The 26486-nt window shown below is 63.3% G+C and carries 32 protein-coding genes and 1 pseudogene; 30 read left to right on the forward strand and 3 right to left on the reverse strand.

All coding sequences use genetic code 11. The features are described 5' to 3' along the window. Positions 1–8: 8 nt before the first annotated feature. The 26 genes from ACZ9C1_RS02810 to ACZ9C1_RS02935 all read left to right on the forward strand — a co-directional run bounded on the left by ACZ9C1_RS02810 (position 9) and on the right by ACZ9C1_RS02935 (position 20259). Positions 9–1745, forward strand: coding sequence for a terminase large subunit (locus tag ACZ9C1_RS02810; protein WP_476253533.1), 1737 nt, complete (start codon positions 9–11; stop codon positions 1743–1745). Positions 1746–1754: 9 nt separating this feature from the next. Continuing rightward, positions 1755–1898: a hypothetical protein gene (locus tag ACZ9C1_RS02815; RefSeq protein WP_476253534.1), complete on the forward strand. Its 144-nt coding sequence runs from the start codon at positions 1755–1757 to the stop codon at positions 1896–1898. Then, complete coding sequence (locus ACZ9C1_RS02820; protein WP_214501395.1) at positions 1895–3121, forward strand: phage portal protein; 1227 nt, start codon at positions 1895–1897, stop codon at positions 3119–3121. Before ACZ9C1_RS02815 ends, ACZ9C1_RS02820 begins: the two co-directional genes overlap by 4 nt. Positions 3122–3124: 3 nt before the next feature. Beyond that, positions 3125–3742 (forward strand): HK97 family phage prohead protease, encoded by a 618-nt coding sequence (locus ACZ9C1_RS02825; protein ID WP_111533075.1) that lies wholly within the window; start codon positions 3125–3127, stop codon positions 3740–3742. 15 nt (positions 3743–3757) lie between these two features. After that, entirely contained in the window at positions 3758–4981 is a 1224-nt protein-coding gene (locus tag ACZ9C1_RS02830; RefSeq protein WP_476253535.1) for a phage major capsid protein, read from the forward strand. 14 nt (positions 4982–4995) lie between these two features. Continuing rightward, positions 4996–5379, forward strand: coding sequence for a head-tail connector protein (locus ACZ9C1_RS02835; protein WP_476253536.1), 384 nt, complete (start codon positions 4996–4998; stop codon positions 5377–5379). Next, positions 5376–5750 (forward strand): head-tail adaptor protein, encoded by a 375-nt coding sequence (locus ACZ9C1_RS02840; protein ID WP_460418780.1) that lies wholly within the window; start codon positions 5376–5378, stop codon positions 5748–5750. Before ACZ9C1_RS02835 ends, ACZ9C1_RS02840 begins: the two co-directional genes overlap by 4 nt. Then, a complete protein-coding gene (locus ACZ9C1_RS02845) occupies positions 5728–6162 on the forward strand; it encodes a hypothetical protein (RefSeq protein WP_476253537.1) in 435 nt (144 codons plus the stop codon). Before ACZ9C1_RS02840 ends, ACZ9C1_RS02845 begins: the two co-directional genes overlap by 23 nt. Before the next feature lie 9 nt (positions 6163–6171). After that, on the forward strand, positions 6172–6771 hold the full coding sequence (locus tag ACZ9C1_RS02850; RefSeq protein WP_476253538.1) for a phage tail terminator protein: 600 nt from the start codon (positions 6172–6174) through the stop codon (positions 6769–6771). Beyond that, complete coding sequence (locus ACZ9C1_RS02855) at positions 6768–6947, forward strand: DUF2635 domain-containing protein (protein ID WP_476253539.1); 180 nt, start codon at positions 6768–6770, stop codon at positions 6945–6947. Before ACZ9C1_RS02850 ends, ACZ9C1_RS02855 begins: the two co-directional genes overlap by 4 nt. Further along, positions 6944–8440, forward strand: a complete 1497-nt coding sequence (locus tag ACZ9C1_RS02860) for a phage tail sheath subtilisin-like domain-containing protein (RefSeq protein WP_476253540.1) — start codon at positions 6944–6946, stop codon at positions 8438–8440. The genes ACZ9C1_RS02855 and ACZ9C1_RS02860 overlap by 4 nt, the downstream gene beginning before the upstream one ends. A gap of 57 nt (positions 8441–8497) precedes the next feature. After that, entirely contained in the window at positions 8498–8845 is a 348-nt protein-coding gene (locus ACZ9C1_RS02865; protein ID WP_186733650.1) for a phage tail tube protein, read from the forward strand. Continuing rightward, a complete protein-coding gene (locus ACZ9C1_RS02870; protein WP_476253541.1) occupies positions 8845–9144 on the forward strand; it encodes a phage tail assembly protein in 300 nt (99 codons plus the stop codon). The genes ACZ9C1_RS02865 and ACZ9C1_RS02870 overlap by 1 nt, the downstream gene beginning before the upstream one ends. 129 nt (positions 9145–9273) lie before the next feature. Further along, positions 9274–11469, forward strand: a complete 2196-nt coding sequence (locus tag ACZ9C1_RS02875) for a phage tail tape measure protein (RefSeq protein WP_476253542.1) — start codon at positions 9274–9276, stop codon at positions 11467–11469. Further along, complete coding sequence (locus ACZ9C1_RS02880; RefSeq protein ID WP_476253543.1) at positions 11466–12815, forward strand: DNA circularization protein; 1350 nt, start codon at positions 11466–11468, stop codon at positions 12813–12815. The genes ACZ9C1_RS02875 and ACZ9C1_RS02880 overlap by 4 nt, the downstream gene beginning before the upstream one ends. A gap of 4 nt (positions 12816–12819) precedes the next feature. Next, positions 12820–13932, forward strand: a complete 1113-nt coding sequence (locus ACZ9C1_RS02885) for a phage baseplate assembly protein (protein WP_476253544.1) — start codon at positions 12820–12822, stop codon at positions 13930–13932. After that, positions 13929–14438 (forward strand): phage baseplate assembly protein V, encoded by a 510-nt coding sequence (locus ACZ9C1_RS02890; RefSeq protein ID WP_476253545.1) that lies wholly within the window; start codon positions 13929–13931, stop codon positions 14436–14438. Before ACZ9C1_RS02885 ends, ACZ9C1_RS02890 begins: the two co-directional genes overlap by 4 nt. Next, positions 14435–14833, forward strand: a complete 399-nt coding sequence (locus ACZ9C1_RS02895; protein ID WP_104444098.1) for a phage GP46 family protein — start codon at positions 14435–14437, stop codon at positions 14831–14833. The genes ACZ9C1_RS02890 and ACZ9C1_RS02895 overlap by 4 nt, the downstream gene beginning before the upstream one ends. Then, entirely contained in the window at positions 14823–15863 is a 1041-nt protein-coding gene (locus tag ACZ9C1_RS02900; protein WP_476253546.1) for a baseplate J/gp47 family protein, read from the forward strand. The genes ACZ9C1_RS02895 and ACZ9C1_RS02900 overlap by 11 nt, the downstream gene beginning before the upstream one ends. Then, the gene (locus ACZ9C1_RS02905) at positions 15854–16450 is read left to right on the forward strand and encodes a YmfQ family protein (protein WP_236180435.1); all 597 of its coding nucleotides are present in this window, start codon (positions 15854–15856) and stop codon (positions 16448–16450) included. The genes ACZ9C1_RS02900 and ACZ9C1_RS02905 overlap by 10 nt, the downstream gene beginning before the upstream one ends. Positions 16451–16456: 6 nt before the next feature. Further along, positions 16457–18148, forward strand: coding sequence for a gp53-like domain-containing protein (locus ACZ9C1_RS02910; protein WP_476253547.1), 1692 nt, complete (start codon positions 16457–16459; stop codon positions 18146–18148). An 8-nt stretch (positions 18149–18156) separates the two neighbouring features. Next, the gene (locus tag ACZ9C1_RS02915; protein ID WP_476253548.1) at positions 18157–18582 is read left to right on the forward strand and encodes a tail fiber assembly protein; all 426 of its coding nucleotides are present in this window, start codon (positions 18157–18159) and stop codon (positions 18580–18582) included. Positions 18583–18623: 41 nt separating this feature from the next. Then, positions 18624–19046 carry a structural protein gene (locus tag ACZ9C1_RS02920; protein WP_476253549.1) on the forward strand — a complete coding sequence of 141 codons (423 nt, stop codon included), beginning with the start codon at positions 18624–18626 and terminating at the stop codon, positions 19044–19046. Between the two features lie 35 nt (positions 19047–19081). Further along, positions 19082–19549, forward strand: coding sequence for a DUF2514 domain-containing protein (locus tag ACZ9C1_RS02925; RefSeq protein ID WP_476254553.1), 468 nt, complete (start codon positions 19082–19084; stop codon positions 19547–19549). Between the two features lie 69 nt (positions 19550–19618). Further along, the gene (locus ACZ9C1_RS02930; protein ID WP_476253550.1) at positions 19619–19987 is read left to right on the forward strand and encodes a hypothetical protein; all 369 of its coding nucleotides are present in this window, start codon (positions 19619–19621) and stop codon (positions 19985–19987) included. An 83-nt stretch (positions 19988–20070) separates the two neighbouring features. Then, positions 20071–20259, forward strand: a complete 189-nt coding sequence (locus ACZ9C1_RS02935) for a hypothetical protein (RefSeq protein ID WP_476254554.1) — start codon at positions 20071–20073, stop codon at positions 20257–20259. On the opposite strand, the gene ACZ9C1_RS02940 is transcribed toward ACZ9C1_RS02935, so the two are convergent. Continuing rightward, entirely contained in the window at positions 20253–20918 is a 666-nt protein-coding gene (locus tag ACZ9C1_RS02940) for an SOS response-associated peptidase (RefSeq protein ID WP_476253551.1), read from the reverse strand. The genes ACZ9C1_RS02935 and ACZ9C1_RS02940 overlap by 7 nt on opposite strands. Positions 20919–21025: 107 nt before the next feature. On the opposite strand from ACZ9C1_RS02940, the gene ACZ9C1_RS02945 reads away from it, so the two are divergent. The 3 genes and pseudogenes from ACZ9C1_RS02945 to ACZ9C1_RS02955 all read left to right on the forward strand — a co-directional run bounded on the left by ACZ9C1_RS02945 (position 21026) and on the right by ACZ9C1_RS02955 (position 22658). Then, on the forward strand, positions 21026–21319 hold the full coding sequence (locus ACZ9C1_RS02945) for a hypothetical protein (RefSeq protein WP_476253552.1): 294 nt from the start codon (positions 21026–21028) through the stop codon (positions 21317–21319). Position 21320: 1 nt separating this feature from the next. Then, positions 21321–21632 (forward strand): annotated as a pseudogene (locus ACZ9C1_RS02950) (hypothetical protein). An 861-nt stretch (positions 21633–22493) separates the two neighbouring features. Then, positions 22494–22658 (forward strand): hypothetical protein, encoded by a 165-nt coding sequence (locus ACZ9C1_RS02955; RefSeq protein WP_155952720.1) that lies wholly within the window; start codon positions 22494–22496, stop codon positions 22656–22658. A gap of 1192 nt (positions 22659–23850) precedes the next feature. Here ACZ9C1_RS02955 and ACZ9C1_RS02960 read toward each other — a convergent pair. After that, positions 23851–24666 (reverse strand): alpha/beta fold hydrolase, encoded by an 816-nt coding sequence (locus ACZ9C1_RS02960; protein ID WP_102682588.1) that lies wholly within the window; start codon positions 24664–24666, stop codon positions 23851–23853. Between the two features lie 47 nt (positions 24667–24713). Between ACZ9C1_RS02960 and ACZ9C1_RS02965 the strand changes: the two genes are divergently transcribed. Beyond that, positions 24714–25082, forward strand: coding sequence for an ArsR/SmtB family transcription factor (locus ACZ9C1_RS02965; RefSeq protein WP_102682587.1), 369 nt, complete (start codon positions 24714–24716; stop codon positions 25080–25082). Positions 25083–25377: 295 nt separating this feature from the next. Here ACZ9C1_RS02965 and ACZ9C1_RS02970 read toward each other — a convergent pair whose 3' ends face one another. Further along, positions 25378–26334 carry a nucleoside-specific channel-forming protein Tsx gene (locus tag ACZ9C1_RS02970; protein ID WP_476253553.1) on the reverse strand — a complete coding sequence of 319 codons (957 nt, stop codon included), beginning with the start codon at positions 26332–26334 and terminating at the stop codon, positions 25378–25380. Positions 26335–26486: the final 152 nt, after the last annotated feature.

Here is a 26486-nt window from a genome sequence, read left to right on the forward strand (position 1 = left end):
GTTAGGACATGGCCAGCTACCCGAACGTAAACGCGGCGAACAAGTACGCCCGCGACGTGGTGGCCGGCAAGATCCCAGCATGCAAGTACGTGCGTCGTGCCTGCCGGCTTCACCTGGATGACCTGGCCAAGTCGAAGAAGCGCGGCTTTCGCTGGGCCTTCGACCGCGACACGGCCGAGCAGGTGGCGGTGTTCATCCAGCTGCTGCCGCACGCCAAGGGCAAATGGGCGGCGCTGCGCGAGCTGATCAAGCTTGAGCCGTGGCAGCTGTTCATCTTCTGCAGCATCTTCGGTTGGGTCGACAAGAAGACCCGCCGCCGGCGGTACCGCGAGGTTTACATCGAGGTGCCGCGCAAGAACGGCAAGAGCGTGCTGGCCGCCGGCGTCGGCCTGTACATGCTGGTCATGGACGGAGAGTTCGGCGCTGAGGTGTATTGCGGTGCGACCACCGAGCGGCAGGCCTGGGAGGTGTTCAAGCCGGCGCGGCAGATGGTGCGACGCACCCCCGAGCTGGTCGAGGCCTTCGGCATCCAGGTCGCGGCGAAAAACCTGTCGGTGATCGGCGACGAAAGCAAGTTCGAACCCCTGATCGGCGACCCCGGCGACGGCCAGTCACCGAGCTGCGCCATCGTGGACGAGTTCCACGAACACACCTCGGCCGCGCTCTACGAAACCATGCTGACCGGCATGGGCGCCCGTGATCAGCCGATGATGTTCGCCATCACCACGGCGGGCTACAACATCGCCGGGCCGTGCTATCTGCAGCGCGCCCAGGTGATCGACAAGCTGGAAGGGACGGTACCGAACGACGAGTTGTTCGGGATCATCTACACAATTGACGAGGACGACGACTGGAAAGACCCGGCGGTCCTGCGCAAGGCTAACCCCAACTACGGCGTCTCGGTCGGGGCTGAGTACCTGCTGAAACGCCAGGCCGACGCGACGCGTTACCCGTCACGGCAAAACGCGTTCAAGACCAAGCACCTCAACATCTGGGTCAGCGCCAAAGAGGCCTGGCTGAACATGGCCGACTGGGAGGCGTGCGGCGACCCTACGCTGACCCTGGACCAGTTCCTGGGCCAGCGCTGTTGGATCGGCATTGACCTGGCCAGCAAATCGGATATCTGCGCGGTGTCGCTGGTGTTCCTGGACAAAGTGGAGCTGGTCTCGGGCAGCGGTAAGTGGGTCAACCGCTGGACGATCTTCTGCAAGTCATTCTTGCCTGAAGGCGCGATAGAGCGGGGCGGGCCGAACAAGGCCGCATACGAGGCCTGGGCCAACGCTGGGTTGCTGGAGGTGTGCGACGGCGAGGAAATGGACTTCGACCTGGTGCGCGACATGGTGGGCGAATTCGCTGGCATGTTCGACGTGCAGGAAGTGGCCTACGACAAATGGCGCGCCACCCAGCTGGCCCACCAGCTGCAGAAGGACGGCGCCGAGGTAGTCGAAATGGGCGGCGGCGTGGCCAGCATGAACCTGCCCATGCGCGAGCTGGAAGCGGCGCTGCTGTCTGGCCGTGTGCGCCACTGCAGTGACCCGGTATTGGCCTGGCAGGCCGGCAACGTCGTAGTGCGTCCGTTCAAGGGCTGCATCACGCCGATGAAGGCCGACGAAGGCAAGACCGACATGCGCAAAATCGACGGCATTGTCGCCGCGCTGATGGCGATGAACCGCGCCATGGTCAGCGAATTTGAGCCGGAAGGGCTGTTGGCCAGCCTGACCGAAGACGACCTATTAGCTATGTGAGCCCCTACGATGAAATGGCTTCCTGAATCTATCGGGACGGCAGGCTTTTGCCTGTTCGTCGCGGGCCTCTACGTCCAGTTCGGGGCGGGGATGGCCCTGATGGTCGGTGGCGGCCTGCTGGTGGCCGGCGCCGCCAAGGCGGTGTGGCGATGATCCTGGGCGCGATGTTCGAGCAGCGCAGCAGCCTGGAGGCGCCCAGCACGCCGATGAACAGCAAGGAACTGACCGAATACCTGTTTGAAGGACAGGGGATCAGCGTCAGCCCGGCTTCGGCCATGCGTCTGACGGCGGTGTATGCGTGCATCTACGTGCTGTCCAGTTCCATGGCCCAGCTGCCGCTGAGCGTGCTGCGCAAGGTCAACGGGCGGATCGAGGTGGCCACCGACCATCCTGCCCATTACCTGCTGCACGATGAGCCGAACACCTGGCAGACCTCCTACCGCTGGCGGGAAACCAAGCAAGCCCATGTGCTCGGCTGGGGCAACGGCTACACGCGCACGGTGCGCAGCCGGCGCGGTGAACTGCTGTCGCTGGAAATGCACGAGCCGCAACACACCGAGCTGGTGAAGAACGGCAATCGCTGGGTGTATTCGACCCAGGATGAAGACGGCGCGCCGCTGGCGGTGTCGCCTGAGGACATGATTCACCTGCGCGCCATCGGCTCGCACCGGCGCATGGGCATCAGCCCCATCCGGCAGAACGCCGACACCATCGGCCTGGGCATGGCCACGGTGCGCTACGGCAAGGAGTTTTTCGAGGGCGGCGGCCGGCCTACGGGCCTGGTCACCGTCAAGGACGGGAAGCTGGATAACACCAGCTGGGAGCGCTTGAAAACGGTCTGGCGCGCCGCCGTGGAACGGCTCAAGCGTTCGGACAACAAGACGCTGCTGTTGCCCGCTGACCTCGATTACAAGGCGCTGACCATCGCGCCCGAGGATGCGCAATTTCTCGAGACTCGCAAGCTGACCCGCAGCGAGATTGCCAGCATCTTCAACGTGCCGGCGCACATGATCAACGACCTGGAAAAGGCCACGTTTTCCAACATTAGCGAGCAGGCCATCCAGTTCGTGCGCCACACGGTCATGCCGTGGGTGAAGAACTGGGAGGAAGAAGTTAACCGCCGCGTCTTCACCCGCGCCGAGCGCATGGCCGGCTACTACGTCAAGTTCAACCTGGCCGGCCTGTTGCGCGGTACCCCGAAAGAGCGCGCCGAGTTCTATCGCATCGCCATTCAAGACGGCTGGATGAGCCGCAACGAAGTGCGTGTGCTGGAAGACCTCAACCAGCTGGAAGGCCTCGACTCGATGTTGCTCAACGTCAACACGCAGTTGCTTGGCGCCGACGGCAAGCCGTTACCCGTAACGAAGCAGGAATAACCCATGAGTGAATTCGAACAACGCATGCTGCAGGCGCAGCATTGCGAGCTTCGTGCTGTCCAGCCGGATGAGCAGGGCAGCGCGCCGAAGATCGCCGGCTATGCCGCTGTCTTCAACCAGCGTAGCGACCTGCTGGGCGGCACCTTCGTGGAGATCATCGCCCCGGGCGCGTTCGATGACGTGCTGAATCAGGACACCCGGGCGCTGTTCAACCATGACCCGACCTATCTGCTGGGCCGCACGGCCAGCGGCACGTTGCGTCTGACCGTGGATGAGCGCGGCCTGTCGTACGAAATCGACACGCCCAACACGCAGACCATCCGCGACCTGGTGGTCGAGCCGCTGCGCCGTGGCGACATGAGCGGCAGCAGCTTCGCCATGCGCGTGGCCAAGGGCGGCGATACCTGGCACGAGGAGAAAGACGGCCTGATCGTGCGCACGATCTTCAAGATCGCCGAGCTACGCGACGTAGGGCCGGTGGCGTTCCCGGCTTACCCCGACTCCAGCGCTGCCCAGCGCTCCCTGACTGCCTGGAAGCAGGCGCAAACCGAAGGCGACGAAGCCCGCGCACATTTCGAGCGCGAGGCCCGCGAGCGCCTGCTTGACCTAACTGAACTGTGATCCCAAGGGGGAGCTATGACCCTGCAACAACTGAAAGAAGCCTATAACAAGCTGTCGGCCGAAATGCGCTCGCTGCACGAAACCACCCCGGACGACGGCTGGACCGGTGAAGTCCGCAGCAAGTGGGAAGGCATGAAAGCCGACCTCAAGGGGCTGCGCGAGAAGATCGAGCGTGAAGAAGAACTGCGCGCCCAAGATCAAAGCTTTGTCGAAGGTCTGGACCGTGAGCGTCCGGCCGGCGCACCGAAGAACGAGGCGGAGGCCGAGCAGCGCAGCGCCTGGGATAACTGGGTGCGTCGCGGCCTGGAGTATCTGACTCCCGAGCAGCGTTCCGTGGTCCTGGAAATGCGTGCTCAGGGTACCAATCCGAACGAAGCGGGCGGTTTCACCGTGCCGACCACCCTGCAGGCCAAGGTGATCGAATCGCTGGTGACCTACGGCGGTATTGCTTCGGTGTGCCAACTGCTGCAGACCGACAACGGCGCGCCCATCGCCTGGGCCACCAGCAACGGCGGCGAGGAAGAAGGCGAGTTGATCGGCGAGAACAAGGCCGCCGGCGAAAAGGATGTCGAGTTCGGGATGGGCACCATGGGGTCGCACACCATCAGCTCGAAGATCATCCGCGTCTCTGAACAGCTGCTGCAGGACTCGGGCATTGATATGGAGGGCTACCTGGCCGGCCGCATCGGTAAGCGCGTGTCGCGTACCCGTAACCGCCTGATCGTCCAGGGCACCGGTACCGGTGAAACCGCCGATGCACCGGCGCAGCCGAAAGGCCTGGAATACTCGACCCCGCAAGGAGCTATGACCGCCAAGGCCACCGCCTTCACCTGGCAGGAGGTCAACAGTCTGATTCACTCCATTGACCCGGCGTATCGTGCGGCCGCCAAGTTCCGCTTGGCGTTCAACGACAAGACGCTGCAGGCGATGGAAGAAATGGTGGACGCCAACAATCGCCCGCTGTGGCTGCCCGGCATCGACAGCGACCGTCCGGCCACCATCCTCAAGCATCAGTACGTGATCGACCAGGCCATCGCCGATATCGGCGCCGGCAAGAAATTCATGTATGCCGGCGACTTCAACGAACTGGTGCTGCGCGCGGTGCGTAGCCTGACCCTCAAGCGCTTGGTGGAGCGTTACGCCGAGTACGGCCAGGTCGGCTTCCTGGCGTTCGTGCGCTTCGGCCTGGTGCTGCAGGACACGGCCGCTATCAAGCACCTGGTGGGCAAGACCGCCTGACGGGAGGGTTGCCCATGCTGACGCTTGAGCAGATCAAGAGCCATTGCAAGCTGGAGCTGGACGAAACCGATGAAGACACGCTGCTGCAGGCCTACGCCCGCGCAGCGCGTCGCCAGGTAGAGAAGGACAGCGGCCGGCGGTTGTACTGGGTCACGCTGCCGGCCGACGCGCCGGCAGACGCGACCGGCGATGAAGTCTACCTGCGTGGGCTGTTGCCGCTCGATGCGCCGGAGAACGCGTTACCCGTAACGGATGACGTAGAGCTGGCCATGCTGCTGTTGGTCGCCCACTGGCACCGCAACCGCGAGCCGGTCACCGAGTCGACCAGCAACGGCACCAAGGCGCTACCGCTGGCCTATGACGCCCTGGTGCAGCCTTACCGCTGGTTCACGCTGTGAGGGAGCCGGAAGCGGGCGAACTGCGCACCCGGGCGGTGGTGCGCATCCGCAGCGACACGCCAAAAGGCTCTGCAGGCCTTGAGTCAAATTTCGAGCCGGTAGCCAAACGCTGGTGCAAGATCGAGCCGTTAGGCACGGCCACCTACACCGGGTCGGTGCAGACTGGCACGACCATCACGCATCGGATCTATTGCCGGTTCGTGCGTGACCTGGACACGCGGCATGAGCTGGTCGCTGGCGGCCGGGTGTTTCGCGTCAAGCGGGCTACCGGGATGCGCGGGCGGCAGGTGTGGTCGGTGATTGAGGTCGAGGAGCTGCAGGCGGCGAATGCGCCGGCGGGAGGTGGCCGTGGCCAACTCCGTTTCAATTGACGGCTACCTGCATGTCGAGGGCTTCGACAAGTTCGACCAAGAGGCCTTCAACAAGCGAAAGATTCGCGCCGGCATGCGCAAGGTTGGCCAGCTGATCACCGGCCGGGCGCAGATGAATCTGGCGCTCGGCGGTGGCCAGGACGGCTACCCAGTCAACCGCAGCGGGGCCACCACCGATTCCATCGGCTACAAGGTGTCGCGCTCGGGCTTTCTGGTGCGTGTCGCACCCAGCAAGACCGCGAGCATGAGGGCCTTTTATCCCGCTTACCTGCACTACGGCGTGCGCCGCAAGAGTGGGGGCGGGTGGCGGATCAAGCCCCGCGACAACTACATGACCGACGCCCTGGTCGACAGCCGCGCCGAGGTGCAACGCATCCTGCAGCAGGCCTTTGCCGCCGCGCTGCTCAACTGAGTACCTGAAATGAAAATCACGCCTGTGATCGAGCAGCTGCGCGCCTATGCGCCTGGCTTCGAAGGGCGCGTGGCCGGCGGTCTGGATTGGGACCCGACCGCCGACAGCGCCAAGATGGAGCCGCCGGCGGCCTATGTGATCGCGGTTGGCGACTCGGCCGACGAGCCGCAAGCGCAGAACGTTTACACCCAGGCCGTGCGCGACGTCATCGACGTGTGTGTCGTGCTGCCGACCGACGATGAACGCGGGCAGTCGGTAGCCGACGTGCTGCACGACGTGCGCGCCCAGCTGTGGCGCGCCCTGGTGGGCTTCGAACCGGACGACGAGTCGGGGCCGCTGCTGTACGACGGTGGTCAGCTGCTGCTGCTCGACCGCGACCGCATGGTCTACCGCTATCGGTTCTATGCCGATTTCCAGCTCGGCCGCTGGGAGCAAACCGGCGAGGGCAAACCGCAGACCTGGCAGGAATGGCAGCTGGCCGGACTGCCGGCCCTGGAAGGCATCGACACCCGTTTGGATTTCCTCAACCCCCTGAAGGACCCCAACGTCACGGCCTCGGGGCCAGACGGGAAGGTCGAATTCATTACCCGCGAGGACTTGAACCCATGACCACCATTCACCTCAAACCGGCCCCGGGGCGCGATTGCCCGATGCCAAGCCAGCCGGGCCAGTACCTGCCCGCCGAGGGCGCCGCAGTGCCTCGTGACGCCTACTGGGAGCGCCGCCTACTTGACGGCGACGCCCTGGAACAGAAGACCACCACCCGGGGGAGCAAAGCGCGATGAGCGTCAGTTTCAGCAACATCCCGAGCGACATTCGCGTGCCGCTGTTCTATGCCGAAGTCGACAACTCCATGGCCAACAGCGGCGGGTCCAGCCTGCGCCGGCTGATCGTCGGCCAGGTCAACGACGACGCCGACAGCGACGAAGTCGGCCGCCTGGTGCTGGTGTCGAAGACCAGCGACGCCATGGACATCGGCGGTACCGGCTCGATGCTGGCCGCCATGCATGCACGCTGGCGGGCCATCGACGTGGCCGGCGAGGTCTGGTGCCTGCCGCTCAAGGTGGCCACCGGCGCGGCCGCGACGGCCACCGTTACCGTAACGGGCAGCGTCGCCACCGCCGGCCTGGTCAATCTGTACGTGGCTGGCCAGCGCGTGCGCGCCGATGCCGTGGTCGGCGCCTCGGCCGAGGCCGTGACGGCCAGCTTGGCGGCTGCCATCAATGCCGCCATTGACCTGCCGGTGACGGCCACCGCCGCCGCCGGCGTGGTCACCCTGCAGGCCAAGTTCAAGGGCGAGCTGGGCAACGATATCCAAGTGCAACTGAACCGCCTGGGGCGCGCCAATGGCGAAACCACGCCGGCCGGCCTGACGGTCGTGGCCACGGCCATGACCAACGGCGCCGGCACCCCGGCCGTGTCGGCGGCGCTGGCTGCACTGGGCGACGAAGAATTCGAGTTCATCGCCCAGCCCTGGACCGATGCCGACACGCTGGGCGCTTGGAAAACTGCCATGGACGACAGTGCCGGGCGCTGGTCCTGGGCGAAGCAGCTCTACGGCCATGTGTACAGCGCGCAGCGCGGCACGTTGGGCCAGCTGGTCGCCGCCGGGCGCCTGCGCAACGACCCGCATGTCTCCGTGCATGGCTTCGAACGCGGCGTGCCGCAGCCGGCGTGGGAAGTGGCGGCGGCCTGGGCGGCACGTACCGCCGTGTTCATCAGCGCCGACCCGGCGCGACCGACGCAGACCGGCGCGCTGACTGGCATCGACCCGGCGCAGGCGAGTGACCGTTTCACCCTGACCGAGCGGCAATCGCTGCTGACCAGTGGCGTGGCCACCGCCGTCTACAACGGCGGCAGCTACCGCATCGAGCGGGCTGTTACGACCTACCAGCGTAACGCCTATGGCCAGCCGGATGACTCCTACCTGGACAGCGAGACGCTACACCAGTCGGCCTACGTGATCCGCTATCTGCGCAGCATCATCACCAGCAAGTACGGCCGCCACAAACTTGCCAACGACGGCACGCGCTTTGGCCCCGGCCAGGCCATCGTCACGCCGAAGGTGATTCGCGGCGAGCTGATCGCCGCTTATGGCGCGCTTGAGCGTGAGGGCATTGTCGAGAACGCCGAGGCGTTCAATCAGTACCTGATCGTCGAGCGCGATCCGAAGAATCCGAACCGCCTGAGTGTGCTGTTCCCGCCGGACCTGGTGAACCAGCTGCGCGTGTTCGCGCTGCTGTACCAGTTCCGCCTGCAGTACCCGGACGCGGCGTAACCCTCATCGTTCAACCCCAGCCCGCCCAGTGCGGGCTTTTTTATGGGAGTGCCCTTTATGGGTCAGAAAGTCGCGGGCACCTGCTTTGTGAAGGTCGACGGCGATCAGCTGGTGATCACCGGCGGCGTGGAATGCCCGCTGTCGGACACAAAACGCGAAACGATCACGCGGGGCTACTTCAAGGAAGAGGACCTGATCCCCTATGTGGTGGTCGACGCGGTGAAAACCGCCAACTTCCCCCGGGCCAAGCTGGCCAACGGAACCAATATGACCATCACCGCCGAGCTGGCCGACGGTTCGGTGTATGTGCTGAGCGGCGCGTACCAAGTGGATGAGTCCAAAGTGACCGGCGATGACGCCAAGGTCTCGCTCAAATTCGAAGGCATCCAAGGAGACTGGCAGTAATGACTACCGCAACCCACGAACTCGCAACCCCGATCCAGGCCCACGGTGAGGAAGTCAAAGAACTGAACTTGCGCCGCCCGACCGTGCAGGAGTGCCGGGCGATCAAGGTGCTGCCGTACAACCTCGGCGGCGACGGTTACCCGGTGGTCGACCTTGAAGCGGCGGCCAAATACATCGCCGTGTGCGCCGCGATTCCAGCCAGCTCGGTCAACCAGCTGGAGCTGTCGGACCTGAACACCCTGGCCTGGATCGTCGTCGGTTTTTTCATGCCCCAAGATTCGAAGCAGTCGGCGGCCTGACCGAGCTGGCCTACGACCTTGCCTGGTGGTGGAAAGCCACCCCGGGCGAGGTGCTGGGCTGGACCCTCGACACGCTGTTCGAGAGTGAGGAAAACGCGTGGCGCATCAATGCGCTAAATGGGGGAGGCGGTGGCGGATAAATTCCAACTCAAGGCGCTGATCACCGGCGTCGACAAGCTGTCGCCAGTGCTTAACGGTGTTCGCAAGAACGCCGCGGTGCTGCGCAAGCAGCTGAACAGCTCGGGCCTGGGCAAGATCACGTTCGGTGAGGCCCTGCAGGGTGGGGCGATTGCCGCCCCGTTCGTCATGGGCGTGAAAGCGGCTATGGGCTTTGAGAGCGCCATGGCCGACGTCAAGAAGGTGGTCAACTTCGAGTCGCCGGCGCAGTTCAAGGCGATGAGTGACGACGTGCTGGGCTTGTCCGAGCGTCTGCCCATGGCGGCCGAGGGCATCGCGCAGATTGTCGCCGCCGGCGGCCAGTCCGGTATTGCCCGGGAAGAGCTGAACCGCTTCGCAGAAGACGCCGTGAAAATGGGAGTTGCCTTCGACCAGACGGCCGCCGAGTCGGGCTCGATGATGGCCAAGTGGCGCACGGCCTTCAAGATGAACCAGGACGAAGTGGTCACGCTGGCCGACCAGATCAACTACCTGGGCAACACCGGCGCGGCCAGCACCGGGCAGATCTCCTCGATCCTGACGGCCATCGGTCCGCTGGGTGAGGTGGCGGGCGTCAGCGCGGCGCAGTTGGCCGCGATGGGCTCGACCCTGGCCGGCGTGGGCATCGCCCAGGATGTGGCCGCCACGGGCATCAAAAACTTCATGCTGAGCCTGACCGCTGGCACGGCGGCTACCAAGGCGCAGAAGGATGCCTACAAGGCGTTGCGCCTGGATGCCAACGAGCTGGCCAAGGGTATGCAGACCGACAGTGAAGGGACGATCAACCGCGTTCTGGAGACGCTGGCCAAGGTCGAGAAAAGCAAGCAGGCGGCGGTACTCACCAACCTGTTTGGCAAGGAGTCGGTAGGGGCTATCGCGCCATTGCTGACCAGCCTGGGCACGCTGCAGAAGAACTTCAAATCGGTCGGCGACGAAAGTCAGTATGCCGGGTCGATGAACAACGAGTATGCCGCACGGGCCGCGACCACGCAGAACGCCATGCAGCTGCTGCAGAACCGAGTGACCCGACTGGGTATCACGGTCGGCAGCATGCTGTTGCCGCCGCTCAACGACTTCATGGCGACGGTGGGGCCGATCATCAGCAGCGTGACCAACTTGGCCGGGGCGCATCCCTGGCTGATCAAAGGGCTGCTGGGTGCGGCGGTGGGCTTCACCGTGCTGCGTCTGGCTGCTGCAGGTGCGGCGGCCAAGCTTACGCTGGTCAACGCTGTGGCGAGCATGAGCCCGGTCGGCATGATCGTCCGTGGCATCGCCATCGCGGCCGGCATCCTGATCGGTAACTGGTCGACCGTGGCGCCGTACTTCCAAGCGGTATGGGAGAAGATCAAGGCCCCGGCGATGGCCGTGTGGGAGTGGATGAAAACCGCTTTCGCCTGGTCGCCGCTGGGCCAGATCGTCGCCAACTGGGAGCCGCTGACGGCGTTCTTTGGCGCGCTGTGGGAGCTGGTCAAAGCCCTGTCGGTGCCGTTCTTTGACTTCCTCAAGGCGGTCTTTGACTGGTCGCCGCTGGGCTTGATCATCAAGCACTGGGAGCCCATCACCGGCTTTTTCAAAGGGATCTGGGACAAGCTGCGACCCATCATCGAGCCCATGATGAAATTCCTGGGCTTCGACAGCGAGTCAAGCGGTGACGGCGTGATCAGCGCGGCGACGGCCAAGGTCAACGACTGGGCCGAGCAGCAGAAGGCGCGCAACGCCGCCGGCGAGCCGGTGCGGGGGGCGCTGGTCAAGCCGATGGCGCAGCCGGTGCAACTGATGCCCGAGGCCACCAGCGTGGCCAGCCTGATGCGTGCGCCGGACCAGCCAGGACCATGGGCGGCGATGCCGCTGTCGGCCTCGCAGATGGCCGAGCATGCGCAGGAAAGCCTGGCCAAGGGGCTGACCCCGGGTGAAGCGATGAAACGCGCTGAAATGGGCCTGCCTGGGCAGAACAGCCTGGCAGCACCTGCAGCGGGTGCCCTGGCTGCGTCGCGGGGCTCCCTGGTGCAGCAGGCGGCCCAGGCCAGTAAAGCCCAGCTGGAAGGGCAAATGGTCGTGCGCTTCGACAATGCCCCGCCCGGCATGCGGGTGGAGCAGGCCGACACCAATCAACCCGGGCTGCAGGTCAGCCCACAAGTGGGTTACCGATCCTTGGGGAGGGCATCATGAGTACCTGGCGGGATCAGCTGCACCCGGCCTCATTCCGGGGCGTGCCGTTCCATGTCGACAGCGACAGCATGCCGGCGGGACGGCGTACACAGACGCATGAATACCCGCAGCGGGACAAGCCCCTGGTTGAAGACCTGGGCCGCGTCACGCGGGAAATCAAGCTGGCCGCCTTCGTGATCGGGGAGGACTGCTATTTCCAGCGTGACAACCTGCTCAATGCTCTGGACAAGCCCGGGGCGGGGGAGCTGGTCCACCCCTGGTATGGCCGGCTGACGGCCACCGCGACGGTCTGTAGCGTCAGCCATGAGCGCCGCGAGGGCGGCATGGTCCGCTTTGACCTGGTGTTCGTGGAGGACGGCGAGAAGGGTTTCCCTGCCGGCGTGCCGAACACGGCGCGGCAGCTGGAGGACTCATCGGAAAGCCTGCTGGAGTCGGCGATTGCCCGGTATAAGGCCGCTATGGCGGTTGTCAACCGGGCGCGCTTGGCGGTGGCCGCGCTGCAAAATGGCATTGCCGGGGTGCAGATGGCCATTGCCTCAGAGCTTCGCCAGCTGACCGGTTTGGTCAGCTCGGTGGAGGCGCTGGCCGACATGCTGATTAACGCCCCGGGCAACTTCGCGGCAATGATCCGGGGGCAGTTCGCCAGTGTCGGCGGCAGTTCACGGTCGTCGGGCTATCGCTGGGGGCCGTCCAGTGGCGGCGAGTCGGCGAACCTGGAGGCCGACCCGGAGTTTGCCCGCACCGTCGCGGCGCTGCCCGAGGCCACGCCGGAGTTTGCCAGCTTCGCGGAGTCTGGCCGGGCCATCACCGGCCAGGTGGAGCAGGCCCGCCAGTTGGCCAGCGCGCCGACGCCGGCCGGTGGTACCGACACCGCCGCCGTGGTCACCGCTGCCCGCGAGCTGGTGCGCGATGCGCTGATCGTGCTGGCCGTGCGCGAGGCGGTGGCCATGCCGGTGGTGCAGGCGCCCGAACCGTTGACCGGCTTCGCCACCCTGGAACAACAGGTAGTGGCGCCGATCCAGCGCCCCGAGGTGCCGGTGACGGCCGACGTGGTCGCGCTGCGTGACGCCATCAGCGACGCCCTGTGGCTGGCCGCCCTGGCGTCTCCCGTCGAGCACGTCGAGCAGCTGGAGGCGGTGCGTAGCCAGGTGCGTGCGCACCTGACCGAAGTGGCCCGCGCCGGCGTGCGGCTGAGCGAGGTAATCACGCGGGAAAGTCTGCCGGCGGTGGTGCTGGCTTACCAGCGCTACGGCGATGCGACCCGCGCCGAGGAAATCGTTACGCGTAACAAGGTGCAGCACCCGGGCTTCCTGCCCGTGGGGGCGCTGACCATCGCTCGAGAGTGAACCCATGGACAACCAAAATGCTGTCACGCTGAGCGTGAACGGCCTGGATTATCGCGGCTGGAAGAAAGTCAGCATCAGTGCCGGCATCGAACGCCAGGCCCGGGATTTCCGCCTGGGCGTAACCTGGAGCTGGCCGGGCCAGGTGCAGGAAATCCCGGTGCGCCAAGGCGACCGCTGCGAAGTGCGCATCGGCGCCGACCTGGTGCTGACCGGCTGGGTATTCGGCACGCCGATCAGCTACGACGCCCGCAGCGTCGAACGGTCGGTCGCCGGCCGCTCGCTGACTGCCGACCTGGTGGACTGCTCGGCGGTGAACAAGCCCGGCCAATGGCGCGGGCAGAGTGTGCAGAAGATCGTGCAGGCCCTGGCCGAGCCCTACGGGGTGCGGGTGCTGAGCGAGGTGGCGGAAACCACCAAGCTGGCCGACCACCAGATAGAGCCCGGCGAAACCGCCTTCGAGTCCATCGACCGCCTGCTGACGCTGTCGCGGCTGCTGTCGACCGATGACGCCCGGGGGCGGGTGGTGATCATCAAGCCGGGCAGTGCCGGCCGCGCCGTCGACCGCCTGGAGCTGGGGCAGAACCTGCTGACCGGTAGCGCCGAGCTGGATTTCTCGGGGGTGTTTTCCGAGTACCGCGTCACCGGCCAGCGCTCGGGCACCGACACCGACTACGGCGAGAAGGCCAGCGAGGTGAAGGCCGGCGTCACTGATCCGCGTGCCTCACGGCGCCGGGTGCTGCTGATTCACGAAAGCGGCCAGATGACCCCGGAGCTGGCCCAGGCGCGGGCCAACTGGGAGCGCGGCAGCCGGATGGGTAAGGCGCTGACCCTGCGTTACAAAATCCAGGGTTGGCGGCAGTCCACCGGCGCCCTGTGGGTGCCGAACATGATCGTGCGCGTGGTCGACCCGCTGATCGGCATCGACCGCGACATGCTCATCAGCGAAATCGAGTACGTGCTCGATGACGCCGGCACCGTGGCCAACATCGTGGTAGGGCCGCCGGATGGCTTCGACCCCGAGCCGAAAGACCCGCACAAGTCGCGCAAGCTCAAGAAGGGCGGCAAGGCCGACAACTTCGAATACCTGATCCCCGCCGACTGGAAGCCTGGCCAATGAAACCCATGAGAAATTTTCTCGCCCGAGGCGTGGTCGCCCTGGTCGATGCTGGCCGCAAGCTGCAGGGCCTGCAGATGCGCCTGACCGCCGACGAAGTGAAAGACGGCATGGAGCACTTCGAGCCCTACGGCTTTACGTCCAACCCGCTGCCCGGCGCCGAGGCCCTGGCGGCGTTCCTGGGCGGCGATCGCTCCCATGGGGTGGTCGTCTGCGTCGCCGACCGGCGCTTTCGCCTGCAGGCGCTCAAGAGTGGTGAGGTGGCTATTTACACCGACGAGGGCGACCGCCTGCACTTCAAGCGCGGCCGCGTGATCGAGATCGAGACGCTGACGCTCAAGGTCAAGGCCGACACGGCCGTGGAGTTCGACACGCCAGTGATTCGCACCACGGGCCAGATCGTGTCGCAGGGCGACCAGATCGCCGCCGGCGTCAGCCAGGTCAACCACCCGCACACCGGCGTGACAGTGGGTACCCAGCAGAGCGGTAAGCCGGTGGTGACGGCATGACGCTGCTTGATGCCGAGTCCGAACGCGCCTGGCAGCGCGCCGTGGTGATCAGCCTGTTGACCTGGCGGCGTGCCGAGGCCGGCGACCTGCTGGACGACGACCAGCGTTACGGCTGGTGGGGCGACACGTTCCCGACCCTTGCCAATGACCGGATTGGCTCCCGCCTGTGGCAGCTGCGCCGGCGCACGCTGACCGACGACACGGTGCGCACGGCCGAGGCGTTCGCCCGGGAGGCCCTGCAGTGGGCGGTGGATGACGACCGGGTGAGCGCCGTTACGGTAACGGCGTCGCGCAAGGTCGACCGCCTCGACATGCAGGTGCGGGTGGGCCTGCGCGACGGCCCAGTGATCGATGTTCAACTAGACAATCTGTGGCAGGTGATCAATGCCGTTTGAAATCCCAACACTGCCCGCCCTGGTGGCGAGGGCACAGGCCGACTTGGCCGGAGGGAGCTCCCTGGTCCGTTCTGACGCCGAGGTGCTGGCCCGCGTGCTCGGCGCGGCGTCGTCCGGCCGCTACGGCCATCAGCGCTACATTGCCGACCAGATCCTGCCCGACACGGCCGACGACGAAACCCTGCTACGCATGGCCCAGGCGCGGCTTAAGCGGGGGCGCCTGGAGGCCGTGAAGGCGAGCGGGGCGGCCAGCTTCACCGGCGCCGTCTCGGCGCTGCTCGATGCCGGCACGCTGCTGCAGCGCGATGACCAGGTGATGTTCAGGGTGCGGGCCTCGGTCAAGCTGACCGGCACCGACGGCGTCGCCCAGCTCGAGGCCCTGGAGCCGGGTGAGCTGGGCAATACGCCCGCCGGCACGCAGCTGCGCCTGGTGTCGCCGGTGCTGGGCGTCAATGACACGTTCACTGTGACGGCACCGGGCCTGACCGGCGGCACCGAGCAGGAGAGTATCGAGGCGCTGCGCGCGCGGGTGATCCGCTCGTACCGCGTTGTTGCCCACGGTGGCAGCAAGAGCGATTACGAGACCTGGGCGCTGGAGGTCGCCGGGGTGACCCGGGCCTGGGTCGTGCGGCGCTGGGTGGGGCCGGGCACGGTGGGGGTGTTCTTCGTGCGCGATGGCGACATCGACATCATTCCGAACGCCGAGGCCATCGCCGCCGTGGCCGCCTACATCGAGCAGGAGCGGCCCGTCACGGCCGAGGTGTACGTGCTGCCGCCGGCAGAGAAGCCGGTGCAGTACCAGCTATCAGTCACCCCGGACAGCAGCGCGGTACGGCGCGCCGTGGAAGCCGCCCTGGTGGACCTGCACAACCGTGAATCGGAGCTGGGCGCCACGCTGCTGGCCACCCACATTGCCGAAGCTATCAGCGGTGCCACGGGCGAGCGCGATCACAAGGTCGTCAGCCCGGTGGGCGATGTGCAGGCCGCGCCCAATGAGCTGCTGACCTACGGGGGTGTGCTGTGGTTGTGAGGACGGAGCGGGACTACTACGCCCACTTGTGCACGCTGCTGCCGCCGGGGCCGGCCTGGGATCGTGAGTTCAACCCAGGCGTCGACCAGGTGCTGCAGGCGGCGGCCCAGGAGCTGGCCACCGAGGACCGCCGCGCCGCCGACCTGCTGGCCGAGAGTGAGCCCGCCACGGTGCGCGAGCTGGTTCCCGACTGGGAGCGGGTTATGCACCTGCCCGACCCTTGTATGGGTGAGTCGCCGGCGTTCGCCGACCGGCAATTGGCCGTGCGCCGCCGGCTGCTGGAGGTGGGCGGGCAGACGCCGGCCTACTTCGTGGAGCTGGCTTTCTCGCTGGGCTACCGCAATGCCCGCGTGATCGAGCACCGGGCGCCGCGCTTCGGCCGGTCACGCTTCGGCTCGGCCCGCTTCGGCACCTGGGGCGCGCAATTCATGTGGACCCTGGAGACGGGGCCGCGCCTGGCCCAGGGCAGTCGCTTCGGTTTCAGCCATTGGGGGCAGACCTTCGGCGGTGCCGCCAACGGCGCGCTGGAATGCCTGGTCAGCCGCGCCGCGCCGGCGCACACCCTTGAATCAATCAACTACGGATAACGCGATATGGACTACCCGAAACGCATCCCCAATGTCGGCTTGATCGGCGGCAGGTTCGCGGATGAAAACCCCAGCACCGGCCAGCCGGGTTCGCTGATCCCGGCCGCATGGGGCAACGCGGTCACCGATGAACTGTTGGCGGTGATCGAGGCCGCCGGCTTCACGCCGAGCGAAGACGACACCAGCCAGCTGCTGCAGGCGATCCAGGGCCTCGCTGCAGGCGACGTCAAGCGCGCTGTGCGTGTGACCACCACGGGACCGATTGCCCTGTCTGGCCTGCAGACGATTGACGGCGTGGCACTGCTGGCCGGTGACCGGGTGCTGGTGAAGGATCAGGCCAACGCCGCGCAAAACTGGATCTACACGGCTTCGGCCAATGCATGGTCGCGTGCACTGGACGCGAACGAGAACGCCGAATGCACACCGGGCCACCTGGTCATCGTCCAGTCCGGTGCGAGTTACGCCGGTTCGCTGTGGCAACTGACGAACACGACGCCCCCGCAGGTAGGCGCCACGGCGCTGACGTTCGCGATGCTGCTGGGTAAAACCGGTGTGGCCGCCGGCAGTTACAACCAAGTGAGCGTGGACGCGTGGGGGCGGGTCACCGGCGGCAGCAACCCCACGACCCTGGCCGGGCATGGCATCACCGATGGACTGAAAAAAGGGCACCTCGGGCTAGGCGGGAAGGTCGCCCCGGCGGGAGCGATCGATACCATCGGGCTGGACGGCGGTTTCTATTCGTTCACGGATGGGCAAACGACCTTCGGCAATTACGCTTCGGTGTTGAACATCCCTTACATTACGGACGATTACGCGGCCCAGATCGGCTTCATGTATTCGGGCGACGAACCGATCATCGCGGCCCGCTCTGCCAAGACCTCGGGGCAGTGGGGCAAGACACGCACCCTGTGGCACAGCGGCAACTTTGATCCGGCGGGTTACTACACCCGCCCCCAGGTCGACGGGCTCTTATCCAAAAAGGCCAACTGGGCTATTACCCTCGGCGGCTACGGCATCACCGATGCCTACACGAAAGGTGAGGTCGACACCGCTTTGGCCGCCAGGTTGACGGTGGGGGCCGTCAGCCGGCAACAGCCGGTGCTTTCATCCCCTGCATCGGGGTCGGAGTATGGCTCTGGCGCCCTGATCATCCGCGAGGCGCTGGAGGTGGGCGCTACGGATGGCCGAGAAATTTTCGCGCCGGGTATCGGCTTCCACTGGTTGGGGCAGGTGGCCGGCAAGCTGGTGATGGATTCCATCGGCAAGTTGAAATGGAACGGGCAGCCGCTGCTGGCCGGGGCCATTGCCAGTCAGGCCGAAGTCGATAACGGCAGCACCGATACCAACGTGGTGACGCCGCTCAAGCTGCGCTGGGGTTTTTCATTCATCAAGGGTGGGGGCGGGGCAAACAACGCCATCGTGTTTCCAACCTGGTTGGGCGGACTGAAGATCCAGTGGGGCGTTCACATTGCCAACGCGGCAGACGCGGAGACAACCGTTACGTTTCCCCTGAGCTTCAGCATCATTCCCGCGTGCATCAGCGGCTTTACGCATGATGGTGCCATGACCCAATCGACGGTGGTCCCCCAGGCACGCTTGCTCACTGAGACAGGCTTTCAATCTCGACGTGAAGACGTCATCAACAGTTCGTCATTTTCCGGCACCGCGTACATCCGCTGGATTGCCATTGGCTATTGAGGGCAGTTATGGACATTTGGGCTAAATGGGTCGAGGCCGATGGCCGGTTTTCGTTCGACCTCAGCGATAACGGCGGCACCAAGATTTCCCGCAAGCGGCATGCCGAGCTACTGGCGGCCGAGGCCTCTGGCAAGGCGATTGCGCCCGACGGCGAAGGCGCTCCCACGCTGAGCGAGCGGCAACAGCCATCCCCTGAGTTTGTAATCGAACAGGAGCGAGCCTGGCGCACCGCCGAGCTGTCGCGCTATGAGTGGGTAGTGGCCCGGCACCGCGACGAAGTGGAGCAGGGGGCTGCGACTTCCATCACGCCGGACCAGTACGCCGAGTTGCAGGCCTACCGCCGGGCGCTGCGCGACTGGCCAGCTGCTGACGCTTTCCCAACCGCTGAGCATCGGCCCCCTACACCTAGCTGGCTGCCAAGCCTCATCCAATAAAGCCCCGCACTGACGGGGCTTTTTCTTGCCTGGAGAAAACTATGACTCAATTGCTTCCCCGTGGCGTGCGCAATCGCAACCCGGGAAACATCGATTTCAACCCCTCCAACAACTGGGTTGGCCAGATCGGTAAAGAGCCCGGCGGCCGATTCTGCATCTTCGACACGCCGGAGAATGGCATTCGTGCGCTCGGCAAGCTGTTGCAGACCTACTACAACAAGCACCGCCTGCGCACTGTGGCGGCGATCATCAAACGCTGGGCACCGGAGGTAGAGAACGACACCGATGTCTACATCCGCACCGTGGCGCAGCGTTGTGGTCTTGCCTCGAGCGAGCCGATCAAGGATATCAAGAACCAGCAGGTCCTAAGCGGCCTGGTGCACGCGATCATCAAGCACGAGAACGCAAACTACGAGTATCCCACGACGGTTTTCGCTGAGGGTTTACGAAGGGCGCTGGCATGAACACCTGGGGCGTGCGCGTGATTGCGCTGCTGGCTATGGTCGGTTCGTACTGGCTAGTCTACCAGCACGGCCGATCTGTGGAGCGCGGCCAGGCTGCCACAGCATCAGCACAACGGGACAGTGGCGACCGCCTGGCTGAGGTGCTGGGTGAGCGAGGGGAGCGGGCAAAGGAACAACAGCGCGTCGAAGCGCAAGAGGAGGTGAGGGCGCATGCTCAGAAACAACGAACGATTGCCGAAGGTGCTGCTACTGGGTCTGATGCTGTTGGCCAACGGCTGCGCGACGAAGCCGGCAAGCTCGCCACCAGCGTCGGTTGCTCCGGCCCGGATCCCACAGTTGCCGCTCGAAGCGAGGCAGCCCGACGCGCCGCAATGGTGCTCTCCGACTTGCTCGCACGGGCTGATGCTCGAGCGGGAGAGCTGGCGGCAGCGTTTGACCGCGCCAGAATAGCTGGGCTTGCGTGTGAGAAATCCTATAATGCCTTGGTTAAGCCGCCAGGATAGGTTTCGGCCGTTCGAGGGGGTATGAAGGTGTGAGTCTTTTGCTCTGCTCAGGTCGAAAGGACGTCGTCGATGCGTAGTTTGTTGATGTGTGCTGCACTGTGTTTGTCAGCCGTTGCCCAAGGTTCGAATTTTGAAATGGACAGTGCAAAGCCGCAGGTATTGAAAGTGGATCGTTGTGCGAATGCTGCGTTTATTGCTGTATCCATTTTGGAAGATAGTGATGATGGGGTTAAACAACAGCTCGCATTAACGGGCGCTTTGGCGGGGTTGAGCAAAGGCAAGCTGGGAGAGGCAACACCCACCGCGCTGGAATTGAAGGTCACCCATCAGTTTGCCTATCGAGAGTCTATTGGTATGCCTCGGCCATTCGGTAAGCGTGAACATGACTGGTTGATCGCCCAAGCGGCAGGGGGATGTATCATGTGGATGCCGCTTTAGGGGTAGGGGCTGGTACTTGATGCACAATGGCGCGATCAGCATCTTTCGGCAGGAGAAATGTCGTGAAGCGAACCATAGAGGGAATGATTGAGGCGGGTGAGCCGATGATACGCGAGGCAATTGAGGCCTTGCGCACCTACCATAATGCTCAGGACGCCGGGGCTCCGGCAGAGGAGGTCGAACGCCTTCGAAGAATCGCCGAGTCCGCTTACCAGGCTGTGACCGACTACCAACTCTTCGCGCTGGGGCACCAGCCTCTGATCCGTCACTGAGCTGGCTCTATCAGCGTTGCTCCCTCGTTCCGCACGTTGCCAACGGCAGTTCCAACGCGGTACCACTCGAACGCCTCTGCCGGTTCGCCCAGATTCAGCACCAATTGTTCCGCGTGCTCGCTGGGCATCCCTGCTGCGATCCACTCAACCGCCAGATCAGGCGATAGCACGACCGGTCGGCGGTCGTGCACATCGACCAGGCCGCCCTGGGCGTCGGCAGTGATGATCACAAACCCGTCGTGCTCATTGCCGGCGAACTGACCTATCGAGGCGCACAGGGCAGGGCGCCCATCTCGCCGGCAGATGTAATAGGGCTGCTTCTTCGGGCCGCCTTCATCCACCCACTCATACCAGCCATCCACGGGGGTGATCGCCCGGTGTGGCCAGATCGCCCGGAAGAAGGGGCCGTGAGCCACCTTCTCGACGCGGGCGTTAATCGGCGCGGCGCGGTCGGTCGCCCAATGCGGCCGCCATCCCCATTTCACCAGGTCTGCCCTCGGGCCTGCGTCACCCACCCGGAGCACGGCGACCTGCGTGGTCGGCGCGACGTTGTACCGCCCCAGGTCTTGGTCCCCGACGTTGTTACGCCAGGCCTCCGGCATGCTCAGGGCCTCCACGAAGTCATGGATACCACGGTACTGGCTCAGCCTTCCGCACATTACCCATCCCTCCCGCTCGAACTGAAAGGATAGCCCGCCAAGCGGTACTGGCCTGACCATCCGTTTGGATGCTCAAATACTGTATTTATATACAGTGCTGGTGCCGTATGTACTTCCTTTTAGTTCGCCGCCGTGAGCTCGGCGTAGCCATCCCCAACGAAAAGCTCACCAAGGTCAAGCCGCTGCGCGCAGACGTGCACATCGAGTACGTGCACAGCAAGGTGCTCGGCCGCCCGTGCATTGAGGCCTGGGTCTTCAATCCGACACCCAGCGGCGACATCATTCCGCGCTTGCAGGACGCCTGCGTTAACGGCATGGCTCAGCGGGGCATGAACATCACCGGCTTGGAAGAGATCGACGGCGTGCTGTACTCGCAATCCTGGTGGTGCCGTGTTGAGTAGCCTGGCGGGCATCCCGCGCCCGTGGCTCGACGAGCTGTACGACGGCCCTGCCCTGGTCACCGACCCGGACGGGCGCGCCGCAGTGCTGGCCGAAATGGCCTATGCAGCCAGCCGGCGCTACGAGATCGACTCCGGTGTACTTTCTGACATGCTTGAGCTAGCCGAAGCGGCCAGGGTGTGGGCGTTACTTGAGTGGGAATAGGCCCTTTACATTGGTTGGACAAGGTGGCGGTGGAAGGTGAACGAGCCAGAACGGATCGTGGTCAGCAGAGCGCTGTGGAGGGGAAAATCGATTCCAAAATCGAAAGTGTGACCCTTATGCTATGCGGCTTGTAGCCGAGTCATCTTGTGTTCGTTTTGGAATCGATTTTTACGTTGACGCCTTGATAAATGGGCGCTTATGGTACGGTCTTGAAAACCGTCGATGGGCAACTATCCTAGAGTTCGAATCTCTACGCTTCCGCCACATTCAAAGCCCTGATTTTTCAGGGTTTTTTGCGTTTTTGGGGCATGGTAAAACTACCCATGGGAACACCCTTGGGAATGGGAAGCGCTTCCGACACTTTCCCTATTTGTTGGGTTTCTCCAGGGCTCCAACTCGGCGAAACCCGCTCTGCGATGTCGCCCTTGATATGGCCAAGCAGCAGGCTGACATGGTCGACATTGGTGATTTCCGAGACCGCCTTCGGGCGAATGTCGCGGAACTGGATTGGCTGATCCGGCCCGCTAGCACCTGGTCTCCGGCTACTACAGCTTCCTTCGTGGCGTTCTGGGCATCGTCCCATCGGTGGCGAAGCATCGGTGGCGTGCCACGTTTATCGTTATCAGTCAGCAGAGGTATGGGAAGCGGTGCGGAGCGTTGCTCTCCAGGATCTTTCTGATCAGCGTGCCCAAACTGCTCTCTACTCCGTCCACCTCAAGCATGATCCGCAGCTTCTTTTGGCCTTCTGCTGCTTTATGCCGAGGGCCTTGTCCTCGATGTCGTCCCTGATCATTGCAGTACGTCTGCCGGACGCTGGACCGTCAAATATGCCAAGTCCATGGCGTCCTTCAGCTCACCCACCGCTTTCGCGTACACCGTGTTCCAGATCGCGTCTTTAGCCTGCAATCGGGGTAAAGGGGGTATATTGGGGAGCGAGTCGGCATTCGTCCGGCTCATCGAAGGGGTAAGAACATGTACGAATCCGCGACGCATCAGGCGCATTTGCATCTGAAGCAAAAGATTGAACAGTTCTTATCCAAAGGCGGGGAAATTCAGAATGTCCCCTCAGGTGTCAGCGGCTTTAACCGAAGCTTACCTAAGGCCCACTGGGCCAAAGGGCAATCTGTAAAATCGTGATCACGATGGTCAGAGCCGTCTTCAAAAGGCGGCTTTCTAGCGTGCAGTGACTCGGGGGCGTTATTCGCCCATTGGTCGCATTTAAGCGAAATTACTATCTATCCCTCTTTTGGGTAAGCCCGGCGCTTCACTTTCGTCATTACGACGAAGTTCTTGAAGGCTGCAGAAATATCGACGTGCAAGCCCAAACTTCGCGGACTGATGAAACACAAATATTTATAGGAGGGCGCTGCAAAAATAACGACCGAACTGCACAGGTGTCTTGCAACTTCAGGTCGAACGGAACTATGAGTCGAGCCTTGGTCTGGGGCTGCGGGCGAAAGCATTCGTGATGGGTGGGCGGAGGTAGGTCTGCTTTTCGCATTTGAGCTTGCTGTGGGTACGATGGTGCCTTGCCGGCATATCGCTGTACGAACAGCCTAGTGAGGAGAGTACTGCAGCGGGATGGGGCGGATATACGCCTGATTAGGTTGATTTCAATGATCGAACTGTTCGGCCACTGGGTCATTGCAATAGGCTTGCGCATTTTTCGCCGACGATCGCGCACTGCATAAATCGGTCTGCAGCTTCTTGAATTGCACGTCATTCATGGCTGTAGCGTTCGTGCGAACGTAATTCCCTTGTTTCGTTCAGTCATGTCCGGTGGTCTGATAAATAATTTCTTCAATTGCTATGGGTGCATACTAAGTTAGCTCGGAATTTCTGAGCGTTGAGAGGTGTGTATGACCAGAGATAGGTATGGGATAGATAGTGACAGGTTGAGGGGCAAGCCATCTGAAAGTAATGGTTCTCCAGACGTTTTTGACGATCTGAGCAGAAGAGCACGAGCAGAGGAGCATGATGACAACCTCAAAAACCGGCCCTTTCGAGGCGATCACAGGCAAGGCCCGCCGGACTCATCGCGGGCATCCAACAATGCGCCTTATAGCCATGACAAGCGCCCACTTGAGTAATTGAAGGAGGTCGATACCAAAGCAATCTTGGAGTTCTTTGCTATAGCGTCAGCTTTGGGCTGGGCCTTTTTTATGATCCTTCACGGATTGCCGGAAAACCTTCTTGGCGATTTGCTCGGGTGTCCACCCAAAGGCTCGCAATCGCTTTTAACCCTCGGCCAGTTCAAGAGGGGAAAGCTTTTCGACTTCTTGGCGGGTGATGGTCCGTGCGACTGGCCCGAAGAAGATCAGCGAACCTCTCAAGGCTCAATCTGCTTCAAGACCCCAGCTACAATCGCTTCCGGCCTGTCTTCCTGCATCAGGTGGCCTGAGTTCTCCACTCGCGCGCAGGGCTGCTGGGAAATAAGCTCTGCAAGACGCTCCCCTTGGGAATACGGAATCCAGGCGTCCTCCGCGCCCCAAAGTACTGACACGGGGCAATCCAGCTTCCCGTAAAGCGGTTCAATTTCCTCGGTATAGACCTGATCCATCTGCGCGATCTGGCGGTAAAAGGCCGCCTGGCCAATCGGCCCCAGCCATGGTGCGCTGTAAACCTGCAGGGCTTCGTCACTGAGTGGATTGGCTGCAGAGGTTTGCAGATAGGCGGCCAGCAGTGCGCGGTGCATGTAGTCGGGCATCCCGGAAAAAGCGGCCTCATGTTGACGGACATGTTGTACGAACGCCGAGCCCCAGGGGGCCAGGGCCACCGCATCAAAAAGGGTGAGGGACGCATAGCGCAGACCGTTCAGGTAGTACGCGCGCAGCGCTGTCGCGCCGCCAAAATCATGGGCCAGGACGTCGGGGCGTTCGATGCCCCACTCCTCGAAAAGCGCAGCCATGACGTTGTTCTGAATCGCCAATGAAACGTCCTGGCCCTCCCGCATTTCAGACAGGCCATAGCCAACCAGGTCGAAGTAATACACGGTTCTGCGGTCAGCGAGGTGCGGTATGACGCGCCTCCATACCTGCGAAGAGAAGGGGGTGCCGTGGATAGCGACCAGCGGCACGCCTGTCCCCAATTTCCCCCATCTGACGGTGTTGCCTTCGATGCTCGATGCGTAGGGTAGATCCAACATGGCTCACCTCACATTGTCATTTAGCTAAATGACTATATGATGCGGGCATGGACAGATCAACACAGATGAAAGCGATGAGCAGTGAGGTCCGCATGGCGATCCTTCGCTTGCTCGCAGCGCCGCGTGAGCACTTCGCCGATCAATGGTCGGCAGACCCCGTCGAGTTCGGCGTCTGCATGACCCTTATCGCAAGTGCGTTGGGTATTGCCCAGCCCACAGCGAGCCGGCACCTTGAAATTCTCAAGCAGGCGGGGTTCATATCGGTTTCAAAGCAGCATAAATGGTCATATTGCAAACGTAATGACGCTGAGATTCTCGAGTACCTGGAGTGGCTCAGGCTTGAGTTGTCGCCGCCCGGCCATCTTGGTCCCCTGGAACCTCGCAGTACGGCAGGCGATAGGGAGAGTGAGCGCTAATGGGCAAAAGATTGGATAAGGTCCGAGAGTGGTTCACGCCACGCAGACGTATATGGGCAGGAGTAGCCCTGTTGGCCGCTTATTTTATGATTCCGACGGTCAGCCCCGGCACGACGGTGAGTTGGCTGATAGGGCCAGCGGCCGTTTTCTTGATGGGCGGCATCAAGCCCGAGTCGACCAGAAAACCATAAGGCGGTGGCGGGCAGCGCCAGCGGGTCAGGTGGCTCGGGCCTTGAAAGCGAGCATGGGGATAGACGGTGCATCACGCGCATGCAAGCTTCCATGGCCCAGGTAATCAGAACTGATAACCAACCCCGGCGTAATACCCCCAGCCATCGGACCGACCGCGGAAATCGCCGTCACCGAAATTCAGCTGGCTGCCGTCCTGCCAGTTGCCGCCATTGTGGAAATGGCGGCCCACCAGGGTGAAGCGCAGGTGGGTGAAGGCGTACAGCAACACGTTGGTGGATACCGTGGCATTGGCCGTGCGGTTGGGATTGTCCTTGTGCAGGTCCGAGCCGAAATCGAAGTTGGTGAAACCGATATAGGTCAGCGAGGCGCCGTTGTCGAACTTGCCGAGGGGCACGATGTACTTGAGCTGGGCCCGGTAACCGTCCCACGAATACTCGTTGCTGGCGCCATAGTTTTCCCACTGGTAGCGGCCGTAGAAGTTGGCCGACAGGTTGACCCGCGAATGGGTGTCGATGTCGGTGCCCAGGCCGCTGTAGAGGGTATTGGCACGGTTGGCGCTGTTGCTGCCGTGGTCGTAGATCCAGTCGAAAGCTACGTACCACTCCTTGAACGGGCCGACGGCCAGGCTGCGTCCGGCCAGGTAGTCGATGGAGATCCGCGGCTCATGCTCCATGAACAGTGGTGAGCCGTGGTCCCACGCGCCTTTGTCATGGCTGTTGCCGATATCGAGGATCTTCGGGATGTCGATGTAGCCGTAAAGCTCGAACGGCCCCTTGCGGCCGAAGTACTCGTATTCGAGGTAGATATCGTCGACAGGGCGGGGGCCGAAACTGATGTCCTTGGTGCCGATCAGGGTGAAGTTCTGGTTGTACCAGTCCGACAGGTAGGGTCCCGATTTGGCCGGCGCGGCGGCCGGGCTCAAGGTCTCTTCCTGGGCCGACTCGCTGGGGGGATTATCCTGGGCCTGGGTGGTGACGCTGAGTAGTCCCGTAACAGCGCCCAGTAGCAGTTTGGCAGCCAGGGGGGAGCGGGCCGTTGCGGGTAAAGGCGGTCGGTGCATTGAAAATCCTTGTTCATGCAGTGGTAAGCCCCTGGGGGCTGCGATGTGTCGAGAGCTGCAGCGATTGTTCGCTCAATGGCTCGGAGCAAACGTTTGCATAGTCTGTACCAAATCACCCGAGGTCTTTGAATTAAAAGCCGATTCGGCGTTTG

Source organism: Pseudomonas sp. TE21435 (assembly GCF_056279265.1).